The sequence below is a fragment of the Nonomuraea sp. NPDC048881 genome (assembly GCF_040649795.1).
Taxonomy (GTDB): domain Bacteria; phylum Actinomycetota; class Actinomycetes; order Streptosporangiales; family Streptosporangiaceae; genus Nonomuraea.
Window position 1 is genome coordinate 255,045 of sequence record NZ_JBEZGC010000006.1, and the last position, 17,492, is coordinate 272,536.

Below are 17,492 nucleotides of genomic sequence, written 5' to 3' on the forward strand. Positions count from 1 at the left end.
GAGGCACGGCGCGACGAAAGGGTGGATCCTCGTGAAGATCCGGGTTAACCGCGATGTACTGGCAGATGCGGTGGCATGGGCCGCCAGAGTCCTGCCCAGCCGCCCGGTGGTGCCCGTACTCTCCGGGTTGCTGCTGGAGGCCGGCGACGAGCTGAGCCTGTCCGCCTTCGACTACGACGTCTCCGCGCGCGCCCTGGTCGACGCCGACATCGTCGAGTCCGGAAGCGTGCTCATCCCCGGCCGGCTGCTCGCCGAGATCAGCCGCAGCCTGCCGGCCGAAGACGTCGAGATCGTCACCGAAGGCGCCGAGGCCGTGCTGACCTGCGGAAGCGCCGAGTTCGGGCTGATCACGATGCCGGTCGAGGACTTCCCGGCCCTGCCGACGATGCCCCCGAGCATCGGCGCGATCGGCGGCGGCGTGTTCGCCTCCGCGGTGAACCAGGTCGCGCCCGCCGCCAGCCGCGACGACACGCTGCCGATGCTCACCGGCATCCGGGTCGACATCGAGGGCGAGTCCGTGGCGATGGCCTCCACCGACCGCTACCGCATCGCCGCCCGCGACTTCACCTGGCGTCCGGCCGCGCCCGACGTCGCCGTCTCGGCCATGGTGCCGGCGAAGGTGCTGGTCGAGGTGGCCAAGTCGCTGCGCGGCGGCGAGGTGTCGGTCGCGATGGGCGACGGCGTGGCCGGGTTCGAGAGCGTCGGCCGCAGCACCACCGTGCGCCTGCTCGACGAGCAGTTCATCGACTACCGGGCCAGGCTGACCTCCGACTGGTCGATCAGGGCCGACGTCGCGGTGACTGCGTTCGTCAACGCGATCAAGCGGGTGGCCCTGGTCGCCGAGCGCAACACCGCGATCCGGCTGTCGTTCACGCAGGGCCAGGTGCTGATCCAGGCGGGCGGCGGCGACATCGGGCGCGGCACCGAGGTGGTCCCCTGTGAGCTGCGCGGCGACGACATCCAGATCGCCTTCCAGTCGCAGTTCCTGCTCGACGGCCTGACCGGCATCGAGGGCGAGCTGGCCAGGATCAACATGGAGTCGCCGACCAGGCCCGCCCTCATCCAGGACGTGCCGGGCGATGCCCAGCCCGCCTTCCGCTACCTCGTCATGTCGTTGCGCCTGACCTGAGCGGCCGTCACTCCGCCGCGAGCGTCTGCCGCTCGGCGACCAGCTTGAAGACCCTCTTGAACTCCGCGTACGCCTGCTCGCCCACGGCCCGTGCGTGCGCGGCCTCCATCTCGGCGATGATCGCGTCCGACTTCACCATGTGGTCCAGCGCCTTGTCCGTCGGCACGATCAGCTTGGCCCGCCGGTCGGCCGGGTCGGGCTGCCGCTCCACGTAGCCGAGCGCGACCAGCTCGTCCACCAGCGTGCCGATCACCTGCTTGTGCTGCCCCGACTGCGCGGCCAGGTCGGTCGCCCTGCTGCCCTCCTCGTCCAGGTAGGCCAGCACGGCGCCGTGCCGCGGCCGCAGCCCCGGATGGCCCTGCTCGGCCAGCTTGGCGAACAGGTCGCGCTGCAGGGCGAAGAGCGTGCGCCCCGCCAGGACGCCGAGATCTGGTTCGTCCTGCTTGCGATGACTCCTGCGCACGTGCGGCCCTCCAATTAGTCACTGATTTTGACTGTCACTGATTCTTACTATATCGTCATGCCATGACCACGACGGTGGAACTCACCAGATTCAGAGTGTCCCCGGAACGCGCCGGCCAGTTGCTGGCGGCTCGTCCGGGCATGCTCGCCGACTTCGCGGCCGACCGCGCCGGCTTCCTCGGCGCCCGGCTGGTCCGCCTGTCCGACGACGAGTGGCTGGACATCGTCGACTGGCGCTCGGGCGACGACTTCGCCGCCTCCCGTGCCAAGGGCGCGAACCTGCCCGGCATCCAGAAGTTCTTCGACCTGATCGACGAGTTGATCTCTGCAGAAGAGGGGACATTGCGATGACCATCCTGATCACCGGTGCCACCGGCACCGTCTCCGGGGCCGTGCTGAAGTCGCTGGGCGACCTGAGCGACGTGCGCGTCCTGGTGCGCGACGCGGCCAAGGCCCCCGAGGGCGTCGAAGTGGCCGTCGGCGACCTCGACCAGCCTGCCACGCTCGACGCGGCCTTCGAGGGGGTCGACACCCTGTGGCTGCTGACCGCCATGGGCCCCCAGGCGCCCCATGCGAGCATGAACGCCCTCTGGGCGGCCCGGAAGGCGGGGGTGCGTCACGTCGTGCGCCTGTCGGCCATCGGAGCCGCGCACGACGCCCCCACGCGCAACGGCCGCCTTCACGCGCTCTCCGACGTCGAGCTGGCCGCCTCGGGCCTCGACTGGACCGTCATCCGCCCGGCCTTCTTCATGCAGAACCTGCTCGGCTCGGTGGCCGGCGACACCCTCTACGGTGGCACGGGCGAGGGCCGGATCGGGCTGATCGACGTCCGCGACATCGGCGACTTCGCCGCCGCGGTGCTGCGCGACCCGGCGCCGCACAAGGGCCGCACCTACACCCTCACGGGCCCGGCCAGCATCTCGATGGGGGAGGCGGCCACCGCCCTGACCGAGGTCTACGGCACGCCGATCGCCTACCAGCCGGTCGCCCCCGACGACGCCTACCGCTCGATGCTCGACGCCGGCCTGCGCGAATGGGACGCGGCCGTCACCAGGGAATACCTCACGGCGTACGCCGCGAACTGGGGCGACCTCACGACGACGGCCTTCACCGACGTGACCGGCCGCCAGGGCCGCAGCTTCATCGAGTTCGCCAAGGACCATGCGGCCGAGCTGCGCCCCGCCGCATGAGGGCCGGTCAGGCGTCGGTGAGGGCGATGAGGATGTGCTCCATGCACGCGTGCCCGGCCCGCTCGGCCGCGGTGGCGTCGCCGGCGGCGATGGCGCGGGCGATGGCGTCGTGCGGGATGTAGCTCTTGTTGAACGACGTGCCCGCGGCCGTGATGCTGGCCCGCAGAGCCGCCGAGAAGTCCTCGTAGAGGTCGATGAGCACGAGATTGTGGGTGGCGTGCGCGACCGCCATGTGGAAGGCGAGGTCGGCCTCGACGAAGAAGTCGGGGTCGTCCAGCTCCCAGGCGCGGTCACGTTCGGCCAGCGCGGCCTCGATGCGGCGGATGTCCTCGTCGGTGCGGCGGGTCGCGGCCAGCCGGGCGGACTCGACCTCCAGCGCGCGCCGCACCTCAAGGATCTCCAGCTGCTCGGCCTGGCGCAGCCGGCGCAGCATCGCCCCGGACAGCTCACTGGTCGCCCGGACGTAAGTGCCGTCCCCCTGACGGCACTCAAGCAGCCCGGCGTGCGTCAACGCGCGCACGGCCTCGCGAACGGTGTTGCGCCCCACTCCGAGCTGCTCGGCGAGCACGGTCTCGGTGGGGATCTTGCCGTTCATCTGCCACGACCCTGAGGTGATCTGCTCCTTGAGCTGATCGATCACCTGGTCGACGAGCGAAGCCCGCTGCGCCGTACGCAGACTCACAGTCCGCCTCCTCCGGGGAAACCAATCATCCTATGAGTCAATGACTGGTCGACCCTAATTATTCCAGACTCAAAAGTCCAAATCTGGAGCTCCCGGAGGTTCAGTGCGCGACCGTGGCCTCGACCGTCACCCCTGCCAACGCGGAGCGAACTCCGGCAGCTTCAAGGGCTTTACGATATGCGGCGGTCTGTTGTGCTCTTGCCCCGACCCTCCCGTAAAGGTCACCCAGCTCGCGCCAGCAGCGGGCGGCCTGCCTGTCGGACCCGAACACCGGACGGTCGAGCGAGTCGAGCAGTTCGTGCGCGGTACGGAGCTGCGTCGTGGCACTGCCGTCGAGGTCGAGCGCGACGGTGGCGAGCACCAGGTTCGCCTCGGCCGGCGTGGTGCCCGAACCGTCGTGGGCCAGCCCCAGCGCCGTGGTGGCCAGCTCGGCGGCACCCGCCTGGTCGCCCGCCCGCAGCCGCACCCGAGCGTGCGCGACCAGGCTCTCGCCGTGCTCGCGGACGCTGCCGGGGGAGGACGCGAACGCCCGCGACGCGGCGGCGGCCAGCCGCTCGGCCTCGTCGAGCGGCGCGGTGACCAACCTGGACCAGTGCATGGCCGCCCGCGCGAGCTGCAGCGCGAGCCGGGACTGACGACCGGCCATGATGGCGTCGTCGGCCAGGCGCACGGCCAGCGCGGAGTCCTCACCGGCGGCGGCGGCGGAGCTCGCCTGCCACAGGGCGTGGATCTCCTCGGAACGGTCCATAACTTCAGGAACGCCGCTGTTGTCCAGCACCCGCTTGACGTACTCGAGCTCGGGGGAGTCGCCCTGACGCTCGCTGCGCGCCTCGACCAGAGCGGTGGCCAGGTCGATCGCGATCTCGCCCTGCGAGATGGACAGCCGCTCGGCCTGCTCCAGCGCGGCCGCGGCCAGGTCGCGAGCCCTCAGCCGGTCGCCGGCCCGCTGGTAGCAGCGGCTCAGCGCGATCGTGAGCGGCAGGTCGGCCAGCCGCTCGGGATGCGCGGCGGCCTCCCTGCGCAGCCGTTCGAACGCCTCGACGGCCTGGCCGAGACGCCCCTGGACCTCCAGCGCACGGGCCCTGCCGAAGCGGGCGTGCGCGGTGAGCATGGCGTTCTCCTCGTCGGCCGCCTTCACGATCTCCGTGAAGCGGTCGGCCGCCACCGCGGGGTCGCCGTGCTGAAGCTCCAGCTCGGCATGGCGAAGACCCAGCTCGGTGTCGATGCGTTGCCGCGGCTCGATGCCGTGCAGGAGGAACTCGGTGGTGCATCCCAGCCGCTCGGCGAGGAGGCGGGCCACGACAGGAGTCGGCGTACGCTTGCCCGACTCGATGAGCGAGACATAACTGTCAGACAGGTCGGGTCCGGCCAACTGGGCCTGAGACATCCGCCTGTTCAGCCGCAGTCCACGGACGCGGTCACCGATGGTTCCCTGACTCGGCATCTCATCTCTCAAGGCGGGGAAGGGTCAACAACACGCAATGATTGCATGAAGTAGCCGAATCTGGTATCCCCGCGTGAAGAATTTGCCGCGCGGAGATTAATCGTCGCTGTCGTCCTTGCTGGGGAAAAGCATCTGGCAGACCTCCAGGTAGAGGGTCTCCGGATACGGAATGTACTCGACCGTTGACAGAGCCTGGTCCTGACCAGCGGACTCGAGGATGAACTCGCCGTAACCGAGCATGCGGCCCAGGAGAGATCGCTGGAAGCTCATGTCGGTGACCTTGCCGAGCGGCATCATCGCGACCTTGCGCGTGATCAACCCGGTGGTGAGCAGCATCCGCTTGGACGTCACCACAAAGTAATCGACCGACCACTCCGCGACTTTCCACACGAAACGCACGAGCAGCAGCAGCCACAGCCACCACACCACGACGAGCGCCGTGCCGCCGGACTCCCCTCCACCGAAGAACTTGCTGAGGAGCCCGGCGATGACCAGGCCGCCGAAGACCTCGGCGACCGGGCGCAGCAGCACGGCGGGATGACGCCGCACCATGATGACCTGTTGTTCGTTGGGGAGGAGGTAGCGGTTGACCGACGACGGAGCAGAGTCCCCGTGGGTCACCAGTCTCATGCGAGGTTGTTCACAAATTGGGCCAGAGAGTCGGCCGCGTTGAACACCGTGTCGAACGCCCCCTTCACCGCGTCTGCGGCATCAGCTGGTCGTGCGAACAGGTAGTACGCCACAAATGCGATCCCACTGTATGTGAGGACTTTTTTGACCTGCACTGTCGCCTCCGTGCCACTAACCCACTCCACCCGCCGTATACATTACCCACCCGGTAGCCGGGGTAAAGGTAACTTGGCGGGTTAGTTTTGATCTTGCTTAGCCACGTTCGCTGGCGACCAGCGCCAGGACGTGAAGGTGCTTCCGGGCGATGCGCTCCACAAGGCTCGGATGCGCATAGCCGGTGACCTCCAGCGCGCCGTAGTGCGCTGCTTCCACACAGCGGGTTACGGTGGTGGAGGAATGCACGCCGGCGAACTCGTCGCGCAGCGCGGCCTCGACCTCCGCGTACGGGGTCGGGTCGGCCTCGGTGTGCTCGCTCATGCGCCCTCCTGTGCTGGTCGCATGAGACGGGGCGCTGCTGTTGCCGGTCGGTCGCTCGTTCACGAGGACTCCTCGGCACCGGGCATGTCGCTCATCGTGCTTCCCCCACGCGCATGCGGAAGTTCCCTTCCTGTCTCTTCGTACCCACCCAACCACAGTATGTAACGAAGTGACGACCCAGCGTAAGGAGAAGGGGGGCCGATGGAAGGGTCAGACCACGCCGTAGAGGCGGTCGCCGGCGTCGCCGAGGCCGGGGACGATGTAGCCGTTCTCGTTGAGGCGCTCGTCGAGGGCGGCGGTGACCACGCGGATGGGCTTGCCGGAGCCGGCGAACACCTTGTCCATGTACGCCAGGCCCTCGGGGGCGGCCAGCAGGCAGATGGCCGTGACGTCGACCGCGCCCCGGTCGAACAGGAACTGCACGGCCGCGGCGAGCGTGCCGCCGGTGGCGAGCATCGGGTCGACGACGAAGCACTGACGCCCCGACAGGTCGTCGGGCAGGCGGGTGGCGTACGTCTCGGCCTGGAGGGTGGACTCGTTGCGGATCATGCCGAGGAAGCCGACCTCGGCGGTGGGCAGCAGCCGGGTCATGCCGTCGAGCATGCCGAGCCCGGCGCGCAGGATGGGCACGACGAGCGGCTGGGGCTTGGCCAGGCGCACGCCGTGGGCGGGGGAGACCGGGGTCTGGACGGTGACGTCGGTGACCCGGACGTCGCGCGTCGCCTCGTACGCCAGCAGCGTCACCAACTCGTCCGCGAGCCTGCGGAAGGTCGGGGAGTCGGTGCGGACATCGCGCAGCGTGGTGAGCTTGTGGGCCACGAGCGGATGGTCGACGACGAGGGTTTCCATAGCGCCCAACGGTATCCGGTGACCGGAGTGGTGGCATCCCGGGCCTTTGGTTTTGATCACAATTTGGTCGGAGAAGCACACGCCGCGTGGCCTGTTCTGGAACGATTGGGGTCTGGTGCGAACCTGTCGTGTCAGAGGCTCGGGTGGGGATGGCGATGACAGACGAAGATGCGCTCGACTTCGCCATAGTGATTTACCGCGAGGACGAGCGGTGGCACGCTGAGCTGCTGCCCGTCACGCTCACGTCCGACCTCCAGGGCCTGATCCAGGCCCTCAGGCAGCAGCCGAGCGAGAGCGGCACCATCGGCCTGATCGCCGTCGGCGACGAGTTCTTCGTGGCGCTGCGCGTGCTCGGCGAGCGTGTCGACGTCTTCCTGTCCGACATCGCCGCCTCCTGGGACTTCCCGCTCGCCCGCCAGGTGCTGCACTACCTCGACGTGCCGGTCCCCGACGAGGAGGAGCTCGACGAGATCCTCCAGGACGAGGAGACCGTGCTGCCGGCGGGAGATCTGTCGATCTTCGCCGATCTCGGATTGGACGAGATGGAGCTGGGCATCCTCTCCGGCGACATCGATCTCCTCCCCGAAGATGTGCTGTCCAGCATCGCCGCGCGACTCGGCTTCTCCGAGCCGTTCGAGCGTGCCATCGAATCGGTCTTCGGCTGAACCCCCTGGAGTGCGGGCATGGCGTCCAACACCTTCTCTGCGGCTTTTGTCAGGACTTCCGACGGCTGGACCGGCGCAGAGGTCGATCTGCGCCACGCGGAGATCGTCGACGACTTCGGTGACGCCGTCATCGAGACCCTGGGCCTGACGGGCGACGAGCTGGCTCTGCTCTGCGTCGAGGTCGAGGACGAATGGTTCGCCATCGCCCGCTATCGCGGCGAGGACGAGCCCCGGGTGTTCCTGTCGGACGTGCACGCGATCTCCTCCAACAGCATGGGCGAGCTGTTCGCCGAGTTCGCCGGCGTGGCCCCCGACAAGGAGGGCAACGGGCTCGGCGTGCGTCCCGCCGGTGACTTCGAGCTGCTCAGCGACCTCGGCGTGAGCTCGGAGGAACTGCTGGAGCTGAGCATGGAGGAGGGCCTGCTGCCCGCCGACGTCCTGTCGGTGATCGCCGAACGGCTGTCGTTCGCCGACGAGCTCGACCGGTTGCGTTGACCCACGAGGAAGCGATGCGCCTGGCCCTGGCCGAGGCCGTCGCGGCCGGCGGCAGGGGCGAGATCCCCGTCGGCGCCGTCGTGCTCGGCCCGCTGGGCGAGGTGCTGGCCGCGGCCGGCAACGACCGCGAGTCCGCCGCGGATCCCACCGCGCACGCCGAGGTGCTGGCGCTCAGGCGGGCCGCCGCGCTGCGCGGTGAGTGGCGGCTGAGCGGCTGCACGCTGGTGGTCACGCTGGAGCCGTGCACGATGTGCGCGGGCGCGTCCGTGCTCGCCCGGGTCGACCGGATCGTGTACGGCGCCGTCGACGCCAAGGCCGGCGCCGTGGGCTCGCTCTGGGACGTCGTACGCGACCGCAGGCTCAACCATCGGCCCGAGGTCGTCATGGGCGTCCTGGCCGAAGAATGCTCTGCCGTCCTCAAGACGTTCTTCGCTACTCGGAGAATCCGGTAAGCTCGTCCGCGGTGGTGTCGCCTAGTGGCCGAGGGCGCACGCCTCGAAAGCGTGTGATGGGGCAACTCATCCGTGGGTTCAAATCCCACCACCACCGCCAGCGGGCCTCCGACGACCTCGGAGGCCCTTTTCTTTTGCCCTCAGGGCTGCTGGGTGGGCCCGTCGGCCGGCGGATTCAGGTTGAGCTGGACGTCCGGCGGGCTGTCCTCGACGACCTGCGTCTGGACCGTCCCGCCGCCGCGGGTATCCGGACGGCCGTCGTCGGTCAGGACGAAGAACAGCGCGCCGCAGGCGCTCAGGAGCAGCAGCGGCAGTCCGACGGCCAGCAGCACGATCAGGTTGCGATTGTCGAGCGGCCCGGGCTCCTCGACGTACTCGTGCGCCGGCGGCTGCGCGTAGTGGGGCGGCTGCGAGTAGTAGGACGGCGGGCCGTATCCGGGTGGCGGCCACGACCCGTGTGGCGGTGGATACGACACGGCATTCTCCGAACGATGTTGAAAGACGCGGACGTGACACACGGCACGTCGATCAGGTTGACACATGAAAAAGGGAGCCGCGAATGGCGGCTCCCTTTTCCGGCGCGTTTCAGTTGGGCAGATCCAGGACCCTGGCGTGCAGGATCGACCGTTGGTGCAGGGCCGCGCGCAGGGCCCGGTGGAGGCCGTCCTCCAGATAGAGCTCGCCCTGCCACTGCACCACGTGCGGGAACAGGTCGCCGTAGAAAGTGGAGTCCGCGGCGAGCAGCGAGTGCAGGTCCAGCATGGCCTTCGTGGTGATCAACGAGTCGAGCCGGACCTGCCTGGGAGGGATCTGCGCCCACTCTCGGTTCGTCAGACCGTGTTCGGGATAAGGGCGTCCGTCGCCGACGAGCTTGAAGATCACCCACCTCATTTTAGGAGAGAATTCGACCTGCTGCGTTGTCCAGGGCTATCGGCCCAGCTCAGACTGTTCACACTCGCCCGGCCGGCCGTTTTGGTAGCCGCGCTGGAAGGCGTTGACGCGTTGCTCGGACGAGCCGTGCGTAAACGATTCGGGATCGATTCTGCCGCTCGTGCGTTGCTGGATTCTGTCGTCGCCCACGGCGGCCGCGGCGTCCAGTGCCTCGGCGATTTCCGTCTGGGTGAAGGCCTTTTCGTAGAAGCCGGTGCGGACGGCGTTGTGCGCCCACACGCCCGCGTAGCAGTCGGCCTGGAGCTCGACGGGGACCGAGCTGCCGGTGTCCGACTGGAGGGCCCCACGCAGGTCCTGGACGTGATGACCGTATTCGTGGGCGATCACGTACGCCTGGGCGAAGGGGCCGCCCTTGGCGCCGAACTGGCTGTGGAGCTGGTCGAAGAAGCTCAGGTCGAGGTAGACGCGCTGGTCGCTTGGGCAGTAGAACGGCCCGACGGCGGAGCTGGCCGCGCCGCAGCCGGTGCGGAGGCTGCCGGAGTACAGGATCGTCTTCGACGTCCGGTAGTCGGGGATCTCCTGCTTCCAGTAGTCCTGGATGCTGTTGACCACCCCGACGACGCGGCACTTCTCCGACTGGTCGGCGTCCTTGCCCGTCTTGCACTCCTCGGCGAGTTTGGCCGGGGGTTGCTTCTGCGCCGGCTCGGCGTCGCCGCCTCCGCCGCCGAGGTTGTTGAGCACGAACACCAGCACTAAGGCGATCAGGCCGACGATGCCGCCGCCCCCGAGGACCATGCCGCCGGGGAAGCCGCCGCCCGAGAACCCTCCGCCACCGCGACCGCCGACGTCCTCGACCTGCGACGAGTCGAGGTTGACGTCGTCCTTGAAATCCATATCTGACGTCCCTTCTGGGTGCTGCCCGCTAGAGAGCTTCCCCAGGAGGGCGTCTAGATGCCATCCGAGAAGGTGTCACATCTGTCCGGGAGGCCGCTGTCGTATCCGACGCTGAACCACTTCTCGCGTTGCTGGGAGGTGCCGTGGGTGAACGCGTCGGGCGTGACGCGGCCCTGCGAGCGGCGCTGGATGCTGTCGTCGCCGACCGCCGCGGCGGCGTCCAGGGCCTGGTTGATGTCGGCCTGCGTGAACGGCTCGCGGTAGAAGCCCGTCTTGACCGCGTTGTGCGCCCAGACGCCGGCGTAGCAGTCGGCCTGCAGCTCCAGGCGCACGGACGCGCTGCCGGCGCCCGGCCGGCTGTTGTTGCCGACCTTGTCCATGGTGCCGAGCAGGTTCTGGACGTGGTGGCCGTACTCGTGGGCGACCACGTACGCCTGGGCGAACGGGCCGCCCTCGGCGCCGAAGTCGCGCTGGAGCGTGTCGAAGAAGGCCAGGTCCAGGTAGACCTTGCGGTCGCGCGGGCAGTAGAACGGGCCCACGGCCGAGTCGGCGGGGCCGCAGCCGGTGTTCACCGCCCGCGAGAACAGCACGGTCTTGGCCGGCGTGTACTGCTGGTCGCGTTCCTTGAACTCCTGCCGCCAGTAGGACTGGATGCTGTTCACCGTGCCGACGATCCGGCAGTCCTCCGACTGGTCGGCGTCGGCGCCCGTACGGCAGCGCTCGGCCAGGTTGCCGCTGGGGGAGAGCTGGCCGGGGGCGCTCGGGTAGCGTGCGCCGCCCTGCTCGCCGCCCTCGTCGCCGCTGAAGGGCGTGGGGGCGAGCTTGAACAGGAACAGCCCGGCCACCGCCAGGACCAGCAGCAGGCAGCCGCCGCCACGGCCGCCGATGGGCAACATGCAGCCGCCGCCCGGCATCCCGCCCCAGCCGCCGCCGCCCCGGCCGGGCTGGGAGCCGGAGGCCCGGACGTCCTCGACCTGTGAGGGGTCGAGTGGCGCGTCGTCGTCGAACTGCATGCCCTGTGTCATCCCCCGTAGTCGGTCGATTACGCAAGGCAATATGTGGGATCGTGATTTTCTGCCATTTGTCAGCTAATCTGCCGCTATGACGGGTGGGTTGGTGGGGATCGCGCTGGTGTCCCTGGGCATGGTTCTGACGCCCGGACCGAACATGATCTATCTGGTCTCCCGCTCGATCAGCCAGGGGCGTCGTGCCGGGCTGATCTCCCTCGTCGGCGTCGCGCTCGGGTTCATGGCGTACCTGACGGCGACGTGCCTCGGGCTGACGGCCGTGTTCGCGTACGTGCCGGTGGCCTACACGGCGCTCAAGCTGGCCGGGGCCGCGTACCTGCTCTGGATGGCCTGGAACGCGGTCAGGCCGGGCGGCGCCTCGGTCTTCCAGCCGCGCGAGCTGGCGGTGGAGAGGCCGCGGAAACTGTTCGCCATGGGGCTGTTCACCTGCCTGCTCAACCCCAAGATCGCGATCCTGTACCTGTCGCTGCTGCCGCAGTTCATCGACCCCGCCATGGGGCACGTGCTGCTGCAGAGCCTCGCGCTCGGCTCGGTGCAGATCGCGATCGGCACGCTGGTCAACGCGCTGATCGCGATCTCGGCCGGCGGCCTCGCCGCCTTCCTCGTCCGGCATCCGGTGTGGCTGCGGGTGCAGCGGTACGCGATGGGGACCGTGCTCGGCGTCTTCGCCGTACGGATGGTCGCCGACCGCTCCAAGGCGCTCGTGCCGGCCTGACCGGGCTCTACTGGCTCACCTGGGCCCTGAAGCGCTCGTGGGCGGCCTGCTTGGAGATCCCCATGGCCTCCCCGATCTCCGCCCAGGAGGCGCCGTTGTCCCGCGCCCCGGCGACGGCCTGGTCGAGCAGCGTCCGCTGCCAGCTCTCCACCTGGGACAGCAGGGTGAGCGCGGCCAGCGGCCGGTCGGCCGCGAGCTTGACCACCTGCTCGCACAGCAGGTTCGACTTGATCACCAGCCAGCTGGGCGGGGCGGCGGCGAGCAGCGGCGGCGTGTGCCTGCTCCACCACCGGTACTCCGCCTCCTTGGCCCCCTCCGGCGTCGCCGGATGTCGCCGCCGATCGGTCCATCCGCACGAACAGGCGGCCTGATACCCGACGAACGTCCTGGTGAAGGCGCTGGACGACGAGGCCAGCTCCCCGTCGGGCAGGACAGGCGCGACGAAACCCTCGTGCCCGGGAAGCTCGGCAGTGCTCAAAGTCATAACCGTCAAGATATCCTGACGATTTCCGTTCTCGCCACCCTTCGTGGGCTTCCCGCCGTCCGTACGGGCTCCTGCCCCCGTCAGGCCGGCCAGGTTTGCTCCGAGCACAGGACCCCGGCGGCCTCGTGGGGTTCGGCGTCTCTGACGTGGGGGCCCCGACCACCGAGCCGAGCGTCGTCACGATGCCCGACGCGAGGATCCGGCCGTTGTGGACGTCCCGGACGTGCACGATCCGGCCCGTCGGAAGGTTGCCGTCGTACGGGCGATCATCGGCGGTACGCCTCTCCCAGCGCCACATCCGGTGGGTTTCGCCCGGGTCTCTGGCCGGCAGGTGAGGCTCGTCGCTGGGGAAGGTGGGCGCGTGATCGGGCTTCAGCGCACGGGCGACCGGATCATCCTGGCGCAGGCGGAACATGCGGGCGAGCGGATCGGTGTCGAAGAACGTTCGTGACGGGGCCGTCCACGGCACGCTCTCCTCGGCGTGGACGTACACGGCCAGCCCGTACTCGAACAAGGACGGGCCGATCAGGAGTCACGGCCGCTGCCGTCCACGACGCCCACCTGGACGACTCCGGTCAGGGCCGTGAAACCGCCGGACCGCTCGATCGGCCTCCACTCGGGGCCCGGCTCCGGCGGCTCGTCGTCCCACGCCTCCAGATGGACGGGTACGTGCGCGTGGTGGCTCTCCGACTCCTCGTCGGTGAACTCGGGACATTCGGTGCCGCCGTAGAGACAGAGCTTGTTGTCCTGCACGTAGAACGCTTGTTGTCCTGCACCTAGAGCTCTCCGTCGAGGTGGCGAAGCATGCGGGCCACGGTCGTGTCCTTCGTGTCGGAGGAATACTTGATCAATCAAGATCCTCCGCATGGCGGCCGGCCATCAGGCCACGTCGTGGGGGCAGGAGCCGATCGAGGCGCCCGAGGGCCGCTGGAACGCCAGAAGGGCCATGCCGTTGACTTGGCATGACCCTTCTGGACTGGCGGAGGATAGGGGATTTGAACCCCTGATGGGTTGCGCTATACACGCTTTTCAAGTCTGTGGACCTTCGTTCATCGCTGGTCATGGGGGTCTCTAGCTGGGCTGTAGTCCATGGAGCGGGTCCCGATGAACACCTGCGAACGACGGTGAACGGGGACTACGACTCCTGTTGGATCGCAGCTCACGGATGTGTTCGACGTCTTCTCCGTCCAAGCTCGCTTAGTGGGCGTTCACCCCTGCCTGGTCCCGGGTTCAGGTGCCGCGCGATCTCGGGGTGTTTTCGCCGGTGAGGCGGCGGCTCATGATGTCGATCATTGCGATGTGAATCGCGGCCTCGGAGCGGTCGGAGCGCGCCTGGTGGTTTTGTCCGCCAGGTGACGGTGAGCAAATCACTCAGGGCGATCGAGCATCTGCTCAAATAGCGTTCTCTAGCGGTCGAAGAACTCCAGGTCTCACCGCATGTGCATTTTTGCGCATCGCAGAGATGTGCATCATGGGACCTCGACAAGCATCTCCACACTAAGTAATTGAACGATATCTAGCTCGGCTTGGCCTGTCGAGCACAGCACTGCTTGATTACGGAGGGTAGTGTTCTTGTGACCCCGTCAAAGGAAGGAATCACCGCTCATGCGTTTCACCTCCCGCATGTTCGCACTGGCTGCTGCCACTGCCGCTCTGGCCCTGCCTCTGCTGACCGCAGGCCCCGCCTCCGCGAGTCGCGCCATTGCCCTCGCCCCCTGTGATCCGCCCGCAAACGCTCTCGCTTACCAGCTTCTAACAATCAACGTGCCATTGCTTGCGCCCGAGAACATGGGATCTGTTGCCCCTGGAGGTGTTCAGAACCAATGCTAGATCTTTGATAGCCGACCTCAACGACAACCGGCTCTGCCGGCCCATCTCGTCGCACCAGCGAGACAAGGGCCGGCAGGGCCGGTTGGCGTTCCCCCGAGTGGATACCTCGTCGGTTGGCGGCCTCGTCCGGAGCTAGAAAGCCCGAGATCGCAATCGGCTCAAGCCCTGACGCGACCGCCATTGACCTAGGTTGCTCAGAACGCCGGAGTTTCTCGTTGAAATGATGGCGTTCGCCCATCGCCCACTGTGTCGAGGTCAAGCGGTGATCAGGACCGAACTACCCAATGGGATGCGAGACAATACGCGCAGGGCAGTGGCGGGAACCCTTACGCAACCGTGACTGATGTCCCGGCCGAACACACTTTTGTCTGGCCAACCGTGCAAAGCGATTGTGCTGGGCCCGCCATCGAAGCTGTCAAGCGAAGTCGAATGCATGCCCAACGGCAGAATCAGTGGGGTGTAGGTCAGCTTGGGAGGAGACAGGACGGCCATCAGGAATGTCCGCCCTGTCGGTGTGGGGGTGGCCGCAGCGCCCACGGCCACTTTCCATGAACGCAGTCGATGTCCGGCCTCGAACAGGGTAAGTCTTCGAGCGGACAGCTCGATTTCTACGCGGTAAGGGCTATATGCATTCTGCAGCCCTCCTCCGTCACTGTAGATCCATCCTGTTGCCTTGTTCGGTCGGCTCGGCAGCAAGACGCGAACCCATCCTGGCTGTGTCTGCACTACCGGAACCCATGTTGCGCTCCCCATCTCAGTGGTAGGCAATATCGCCAGAGGGGGCCCTCCTGGATGGCCATAGACTATCTGTGGTTTCGTGGGATGTGTCACCCTCCCATCTCCCTGATCGAGTGAGTCGGAGTCCTTCGGTGCTCCACGGAGTCTGGTGAAAGTTGTTGCACGCGGCAATCGCGCTATTTGTGCCGCTGATACGGGTACCGGCCTGATCGGTGGCGTGGCCGCAACCGGTGCTGCAACATGTGCCGGCCTGTCTGGGGCTGTGCCGCAGGCGGCGGCCAGAGGTGTGATCGTTAGCGCGCCGTACACGATCATCTTCGTCGACCAGCCCGCCCCACGGTAGGGCCTGTCGAGGTGAAAGCAATCACGCAAGAAGAAACTCCAATAATCTGGTGAACGATCCCGAGAGGAGAGGTGGCGACACTTCGGAACGCACTGTCGATGCAATGTTGGACGCTATGGCTCCGGACCTGCGAGAGCGTTCCAGATATAGCACTGCCGAAAGCTGCCACTCATCTTGTCCCTGGTCCGATAAATGCAAAGATTTGCTTGGGGCTCGGTTGGCGAAGCTCATACTTTGCGACTCTCCGGCGCGATGGCAGCTGGTGATCTTCTGTGGCCTCTGTTCAAGTAGGGGGTCCCTCACGTCCAGTGTGCGGCTGGGCACCTTATATGGCCCGAAAGCACAGTACTTGTGAACGCGATTTCAGCAGATGTCGTCTTTTCGGAGACTGGCGTAACTACTAGGAGGCCTCTGATGTAGTGCGCGCACAGGCCTCCTGCTGTTCCTGCCTGGCAGTCAATTAGCGCTTGTGCAGCCCAAGGGGCAAAGTGGACTAACTGCCCAAAATCCTCCTTTGTGTCGAAGTGTAGGCTTGCACTCAAAGTTGATCGAGTTTTATGTGTCATTTAAGTGTTGGTGCTCACTATGGCTGATGCCTGCAAGTAGCGTGCCAAGTCGCGGGGGATAGCACTCTCGGGGCTTCGCATGGCGCCAACTGCTCCATGGCGGTGGGTCCGGCGGATTGATATCTCGCGCAGGTGAATGTCTCGCCTCATGTGGACGAGAAAACCGGGCGTATCCGATGCCCTTCTGCCGGGAGAATGACGCGCTAATGAACGGTACCTTTACACAGGCCTTGCTCAGGCTGCCGGGGCTTTCCCGAATGGCGGCGATTCTGATACTCGTCCCCATCGTGGGCGTATTTTTTCTCGTTCAGTCTCGCGAGAGCGTAGCTCAGGTAGCCACCGTAAACCTGGGAACGGCCGGAAGTTTCTCGGTTCTAGCTGGGAGCGCGGTCACCAACACCGGCCCCAGCATCATTAGCGACGACTTGGGGGTGAGCCCGGGTACCGCGATCACCGGGTTCCCGCCTGGAATAGTGTTGGGAACTCAGCACAGTGCCGATGCCGTAGCCCTTCAGGCGCAATCCGACTTGACCATCGCATACGACGATGCTGCCGGCCGAACCCCGGCCACTAGTGTTCCGGCCGACCTCACCGGCCTGACACTCCCGCACGGTATTTACGCTGCCAATTCCACCCTCGGCCTGACTGGCACGCTCACCCTCGACGGCGAGAATGATCCCAATGCCGTCTTCATCTTCCAGGTCGGCTCCTCGCTCATCACCGGGTCGGGCAGCAACATCAACCTGATCAACGGCGCGCAAGCGTGCAATGTCTTCTGGCAAGTGGGCAGCTCGGCGACACTCGGAACGAACTCCACGTTCGTCGGCAACATTCTCGCCCTGACCTCGATTTCGGCGAACACAGGCGCCACCGTCAACGGCCGGCTGCTGGCCCGCAACGGTCAGGTCAGCCTTGACACCAACACCGTCGACATCGACGAATGCGTAACAACGACTCCCACTCCGACGGTGACGCCGACGGTCACTCCGACGGTGACCCCGACGGTCACGCCGACGGTGACCCCGACGGTGACCCCGACGGTCACTCCGACGGTGACCCCGACGGTGACCCCGACGGTGACCCCGACGGTCACTCCGACGGTGACCCCGACGGTCACCCCGACGGTCACTCCGACGGTGACCCCGACGGTGACCCCGACGGTCACTCCGACGGTGACGCCGACGGTGACGCCGACGGTGACGCCGACGGTGACCCCGACGGTGACCCCGACGGTGACGCCGACGGTGACGCCGACGGTGACCCCGACGGTGACCCCGACGGTGACCCCGACGGTGACCCCGACGGTGACGCCGACGGTCACCCCGACGGTGACCCCGACGGTGACCCCGACGGTGACCCCGACGGTGACGCCGACGGTCACCCCGACGGTCACGCCGACGGTCACGCCGACGGTGACCCCGACGGTCACGCCGACGGTGACCCCGACCCACACTAAGAAGCCGAAGCCGACTAAGAAGCCCCACAAGCCCGCGCCATGTTCTTACGACCATGGGCACCATGAGTTCTG

At 67.1% G+C, this 17,492-nt stretch carries 21 protein-coding genes and 1 tRNA gene; 9 read left to right on the forward strand and 13 right to left on the reverse strand.

Annotation, left to right across the window (positions count from 1 at the left end; all coding sequences use genetic code 11):
* Window positions 1-31: 31 nt before the first annotated feature.
* Entirely contained in the window at window positions 32-1,129 is a 1,098-nt protein-coding gene (gene dnaN / locus AB0C33_RS23265; RefSeq protein WP_358291263.1) for a DNA polymerase III subunit beta, read from the forward strand.
* Window positions 1,130-1,136: 7 nt separating this feature from the next.
* On the opposite strand, the gene AB0C33_RS23270 is transcribed toward dnaN, so the two are convergent.
* Window positions 1,137-1,592 carry a helix-turn-helix domain-containing protein gene (locus AB0C33_RS23270; protein WP_358291265.1) on the reverse strand — a complete coding sequence of 152 codons (456 nt, stop codon included), beginning with the start codon at window positions 1,590-1,592 and terminating at the stop codon, window positions 1,137-1,139.
* A 62-nt stretch (window positions 1,593-1,654) separates the two neighbouring features.
* Between AB0C33_RS23270 and AB0C33_RS23275 the strand changes: the two genes are divergently transcribed.
* Window positions 1,655-1,942 carry an antibiotic biosynthesis monooxygenase gene (locus tag AB0C33_RS23275; RefSeq protein WP_352318454.1) on the forward strand — a complete coding sequence of 96 codons (288 nt, stop codon included), beginning with the start codon at window positions 1,655-1,657 and terminating at the stop codon, window positions 1,940-1,942.
* Window positions 1,939-2,781, forward strand: coding sequence for an SDR family oxidoreductase (locus AB0C33_RS23280; RefSeq protein ID WP_358291267.1), 843 nt, complete (start codon window positions 1,939-1,941; stop codon window positions 2,779-2,781). Before AB0C33_RS23275 ends, AB0C33_RS23280 begins: the two co-directional genes overlap by 4 nt.
* A gap of 7 nt (window positions 2,782-2,788) precedes the next feature.
* Here the strand turns inward: AB0C33_RS23280 and AB0C33_RS23285 are convergent, their stop codons facing one another.
* The 5 genes from AB0C33_RS23285 to upp form a co-directional block, all read right to left on the reverse strand.
* A complete protein-coding gene (locus AB0C33_RS23285; RefSeq protein ID WP_357693399.1) occupies window positions 2,789-3,463 on the reverse strand; it encodes a FadR/GntR family transcriptional regulator in 675 nt (224 codons plus the stop codon).
* A 100-nt stretch (window positions 3,464-3,563) separates the two neighbouring features.
* Complete coding sequence (locus AB0C33_RS23290) at window positions 3,564-4,907, reverse strand: helix-turn-helix transcriptional regulator (protein WP_358291269.1); 1,344 nt, start codon at window positions 4,905-4,907, stop codon at window positions 3,564-3,566.
* Window positions 4,908-5,003: 96 nt separating this feature from the next.
* On the reverse strand, window positions 5,004-5,537 hold the full coding sequence (locus AB0C33_RS23295; RefSeq protein ID WP_352318446.1) for a PH domain-containing protein: 534 nt from the start codon (window positions 5,535-5,537) through the stop codon (window positions 5,004-5,006).
* A 252-nt stretch (window positions 5,538-5,789) separates the two neighbouring features.
* Window positions 5,790-6,014: a hypothetical protein gene (locus AB0C33_RS23300; protein WP_352318442.1), complete on the reverse strand. Its 225-nt coding sequence runs from the start codon at window positions 6,012-6,014 to the stop codon at window positions 5,790-5,792.
* A 210-nt stretch (window positions 6,015-6,224) separates the two neighbouring features.
* Window positions 6,225-6,863, reverse strand: coding sequence for a uracil phosphoribosyltransferase (gene upp, locus AB0C33_RS23305; protein ID WP_352362215.1), 639 nt, complete (start codon window positions 6,861-6,863; stop codon window positions 6,225-6,227).
* 155 nt (window positions 6,864-7,018) lie between these two features.
* Here upp and AB0C33_RS23310 point away from each other — a divergent pair, with 155 nt between their 5' ends.
* From AB0C33_RS23310 to AB0C33_RS23325, 4 genes are all read left to right on the forward strand, one after another.
* Window positions 7,019-7,528, forward strand: a complete 510-nt coding sequence (locus AB0C33_RS23310; RefSeq protein WP_352362213.1) for a tRNA adenosine deaminase-associated protein — start codon at window positions 7,019-7,021, stop codon at window positions 7,526-7,528.
* A gap of 18 nt (window positions 7,529-7,546) precedes the next feature.
* Window positions 7,547-8,023: a tRNA adenosine deaminase-associated protein gene (locus AB0C33_RS23315; protein ID WP_358291272.1), complete on the forward strand. Its 477-nt coding sequence runs from the start codon at window positions 7,547-7,549 to the stop codon at window positions 8,021-8,023.
* On the forward strand, window positions 8,020-8,475 hold the full coding sequence (gene tadA / locus AB0C33_RS23320; RefSeq protein WP_352362209.1) for a tRNA adenosine(34) deaminase TadA: 456 nt from the start codon (window positions 8,020-8,022) through the stop codon (window positions 8,473-8,475). The genes AB0C33_RS23315 and tadA overlap by 4 nt, the downstream gene beginning before the upstream one ends.
* 10 nt (window positions 8,476-8,485) lie before the next feature.
* Window positions 8,486-8,575, forward strand: a tRNA-Ser gene (locus tag AB0C33_RS23325).
* A gap of 40 nt (window positions 8,576-8,615) precedes the next feature.
* Here the strand turns inward: AB0C33_RS23325 and AB0C33_RS23330 are convergent.
* The 4 genes from AB0C33_RS23330 to AB0C33_RS23345 all read right to left on the reverse strand — a co-directional run bounded on the left by AB0C33_RS23330 (window position 8,616) and on the right by AB0C33_RS23345 (window position 11,273).
* A complete protein-coding gene (locus tag AB0C33_RS23330) occupies window positions 8,616-8,951 on the reverse strand; it encodes a hypothetical protein (RefSeq protein WP_358291274.1) in 336 nt (111 codons plus the stop codon).
* Window positions 8,952-9,060: 109 nt separating this feature from the next.
* Window positions 9,061-9,357: a type II toxin-antitoxin system VapB family antitoxin gene (locus AB0C33_RS23335; RefSeq protein WP_352318431.1), complete on the reverse strand. Its 297-nt coding sequence runs from the start codon at window positions 9,355-9,357 to the stop codon at window positions 9,061-9,063.
* Between the two features lie 45 nt (window positions 9,358-9,402).
* Window positions 9,403-10,260 carry a neutral zinc metallopeptidase gene (locus tag AB0C33_RS23340; protein WP_358291277.1) on the reverse strand — a complete coding sequence of 286 codons (858 nt, stop codon included), beginning with the start codon at window positions 10,258-10,260 and terminating at the stop codon, window positions 9,403-9,405.
* Window positions 10,261-10,313: 53 nt separating this feature from the next.
* The gene (locus AB0C33_RS23345) at window positions 10,314-11,273 is read right to left on the reverse strand and encodes a neutral zinc metallopeptidase (protein WP_358291279.1); all 960 of its coding nucleotides are present in this window, start codon (window positions 11,271-11,273) and stop codon (window positions 10,314-10,316) included.
* Between the two features lie 88 nt (window positions 11,274-11,361).
* Between AB0C33_RS23345 and AB0C33_RS23350 the strand changes: the two genes are divergently transcribed.
* Complete coding sequence (locus AB0C33_RS23350; protein ID WP_358291281.1) at window positions 11,362-12,003, forward strand: LysE family translocator; 642 nt, start codon at window positions 11,362-11,364, stop codon at window positions 12,001-12,003.
* 7 nt (window positions 12,004-12,010) lie between these two features.
* On the opposite strand, the gene AB0C33_RS23355 is transcribed toward AB0C33_RS23350, so the two are convergent.
* The 3 genes from AB0C33_RS23355 to AB0C33_RS23365 form a co-directional block, all read right to left on the reverse strand.
* Entirely contained in the window at window positions 12,011-12,487 is a 477-nt protein-coding gene (locus tag AB0C33_RS23355) for a hypothetical protein (protein WP_358291283.1), read from the reverse strand.
* Between the two features lie 525 nt (window positions 12,488-13,012).
* Complete coding sequence (locus AB0C33_RS23360; protein WP_358291285.1) at window positions 13,013-13,240, reverse strand: hypothetical protein; 228 nt, start codon at window positions 13,238-13,240, stop codon at window positions 13,013-13,015.
* Between the two features lie 1,332 nt (window positions 13,241-14,572).
* Window positions 14,573-15,370: a L,D-transpeptidase gene (locus tag AB0C33_RS23365; RefSeq protein WP_358291287.1), complete on the reverse strand. Its 798-nt coding sequence runs from the start codon at window positions 15,368-15,370 to the stop codon at window positions 14,573-14,575.
* Window positions 15,371-16,170: 800 nt separating this feature from the next.
* Between AB0C33_RS23365 and AB0C33_RS23370 the strand changes: the two genes are divergently transcribed.
* Window positions 16,171-17,492 (forward strand): ice-binding family protein (locus AB0C33_RS23370; RefSeq protein WP_358291289.1); only part of this gene is annotated, 1,322 nt, incomplete at its 3' end.